Raw genomic sequence first — 2717 nt, forward strand, 5'->3', positions numbered from 1 at the left:
GCTTCGTGATCGGCAAATGTTACAAGAGGCACCGGGCGGCCGAGTTCTTAGGCGTGCACGAACACACGGTCGGCAAGTGGCGCCGGCGCTTTCTAAAGGACCGGATCGAGGGCCTGCTCGACGAAGCGCGGCCAGGTCGACCGCGGTCCATCGATGATGATCACGTACAATGTACCTTACTTCAGTTCCAGGTGACCAGTCCGCGAATTAGCTAGCGAGATTCAGATTCATTCATATGAACCAGCTAAAAGTCTCTCGGCGCTCCAAGGGAATGCACAAAGCGAGCTCAGGCGAATTTGGGAACATTGGTTCAAATGTATAGTTTAATGTTTCAAGAATATTTTTTATCTCGGCGCGACGAACCTCCTCTGTCCAGACCTCAATTAGAATTACAGGCCGACCAGCATTGATCGTTTTAACTGCTCCTCTCAGAACCGAAAGCTCATGCCCCTCCACGTCTATCTTAATCAGGTCTGCATCTATGACACCTAAATCGTCAAGTACCTCTACTGGGACCGTATACTGATCCAAGATATGATATTTTTGTGCGTGTACAGCAGCCACATCAGGAACGATCGTATTCAAGCCACCTTCATGACTTAATACGTTCAACGTCGCAAAACCAGCTTGCTCGCCGAGAGCAACTTTTTTGCAAACCATGTGCTCATAATCATTCAACAATTTGTTTTTGTTTAGCCATTTGTTTTGAAAGTTCGAAGGTTCAAATGATAGGACACGATCAAATCCGGCTGCGAGTCCAATACTATAAAAGCCGATATGGGCGCCGATATCAACGAACGTTCGCCCCTGGCCGGCAATAACCTTTAGGAACTGCACCATCGAAAGCTCAGGAATACCCGGAATTGGGTCGGGCACGAAGAGTACACCTTTAAGAGCAGAACGCACTCCACCTCGATCGCGATAATCATGGAAAGCGCCAATGGTTTCGGGGACCGGCTTAGTCAATCTGGTTGTTATTTCATCTTTAGGTACATCAAAGCTTGCAATTTCTCCATCATCCAGGCCACAAATCAGACGGTAGCCTGAAGCTATCTCGTCCGCTCCAAGCGGAAATATAACGCTAGCCGCGTGATGCCACCCAAATCGATGCACCCCAGTTTTATAAGGTGCTACCATCAAAGGACTGCTGGTGATAAATGCGGGAGAATACGGAGCTTGATCGTCAAAGACGCATGCTCCTACGCTATAAACACGGCGCCCGGCTATTGTGGACGACGAATGATAAAAGGTTATCATATGTCCGTCATCGTATCTTAAGGGCGGAGTTCCTCCTCTTATCGTCCCGTAATCCCATGTGATTGAAGGACTTGAGTAAACACCGTCTAGTTTTGGCGCGGTGCCTTCTTCTACGTTTAGGATTATAACATGCCATGGCTCATGAGAGTAGATTAACCCGATGAGGTGGCCTTTGATTTTAAAAGGGACCCAGTTTTTTTCCCAGGCAGCAACTGAGTCAATACTAGCATTATTTACAACTGGATTCTTGGGCAACGCATAACTGCTTCGGTTACGCCAGGACTTTGATTCAACCGAAAACTCAGTATATGCCACAGTAGATCCTTCGATCTTGCCATCCTCCGACTTATCGATTTTCGCGAAGAAAACGAAGACCCGAGTCCCAATGGCGATAACTCTTGGGTCGATCCCGCTGTCGATAAGCAAGATCGGAGCCCCGCACGGCTCCATGCTCTCATTGACCCGCACCGCCCAAATGGAACCCTCTCCCGGCATAGGGGGAGCTTTATACCTGCAAAAAAGGGACCAGCCCTCTCCAGAAGATAAGCGGACAAAGCTTGGGTTCATATCGATGAAGATACCTGGATCAAAGTGGCTCCATATCGCAAATGAGTTTATGGAGTTTAGCGGAGGCATGTTCATTTCGAATCCAGCTTGTTGCCATGACACAAGATTGCCCTTAGCTGACGAGGCTTTCCCGAGGCTGGCCAGGAATACGTCTGATAATTTGTAACCCGTTAGGAACGTAGCAACGGCGGTCCCAGCCCCTCCATAAAGGTGTTGAGACATTTTTGTCACACCCTTTGAGCAGAGCCGTTGTCCGGAAGGGCGGCGGTTTTGTCGTATCAGGCAGTACAGGATCGTTCTACGACCAAACGTTACCGTTTCTGCCAGCGGTCATCTATGACCAAAACAAAAGATGAACAAGACTCCTGCTTCACCGCCAAGCTCGGAGAATCTCCGATTTCGAAACCGAGGCCGGTACCTCCTGCTTATGAGCACATCCAAGTCTGCAACACACCCGGCTGCGAAAACATTGGCGTGCCTCCGTGGCCTGCCCCCTTTTGAAGTGGTCCTCCCAGAAATATGGCATTTTGCCACGAGGAGGATCGATAGATGCCGAAGAAGAGACACAAGCTGGAAGAGTTCGTCGCGAAGTTACGCCAGGTCGATGTGTTGGTTTCACAAGGTAAGCCCTTTGCCGAGGCCGTCCGCTCGATCGCGGTGACGTAGGTCACCTACTATCGGTGGCGTCAGGAGTATGGCGGCCTGAGGGGCGACCAGGTGAAGCGGCTGAAGGATCTTGAGGCTGAGAACAACCGGCTCCGACATGCGGTGTCGGATCTGACGCTGGAAAAGCTGATCCTGAAAGAGGCCGTCTCGGGAAACTTCTGAGCCCCGCCCGTCGTCGCGCTTGTATCGACACGGTCGTCGCCAGGCACGGCGTGTCGGAGCGGTTT

Annotated in this window: 1 protein-coding gene and 2 pseudogenes; 2 read left to right on the top strand and 1 reads right to left on the bottom strand. The window is 50.6% G+C overall.

Features of this window, described 5'->3' with window-relative positions:
- Positions 1–167 (top strand): annotated as a pseudogene (locus GSQ79_RS29700) (helix-turn-helix domain-containing protein); the annotation flags it as partial.
- 64 nt (positions 168–231) lie between these two features.
- Here GSQ79_RS29700 and GSQ79_RS19840 read toward each other — a convergent pair.
- Positions 232–2046, bottom strand: a complete 1815-nt coding sequence (locus GSQ79_RS19840) for an FkbM family methyltransferase (protein ID WP_158810394.1) — start codon at positions 2044–2046, stop codon at positions 232–234.
- A 327-nt stretch (positions 2047–2373) separates the two neighbouring features.
- Here GSQ79_RS19840 and GSQ79_RS19845 point away from each other — a divergent pair.
- A pseudogene (locus GSQ79_RS19845) lies at positions 2374–2717 on the top strand (transposase); the annotation flags it as partial.

Source organism: Beijerinckia sp. L45, from assembly GCF_009765775.1.
In the GTDB taxonomy this organism is placed as follows: domain Bacteria; phylum Pseudomonadota; class Alphaproteobacteria; order Rhizobiales; family Beijerinckiaceae; genus RH-AL1.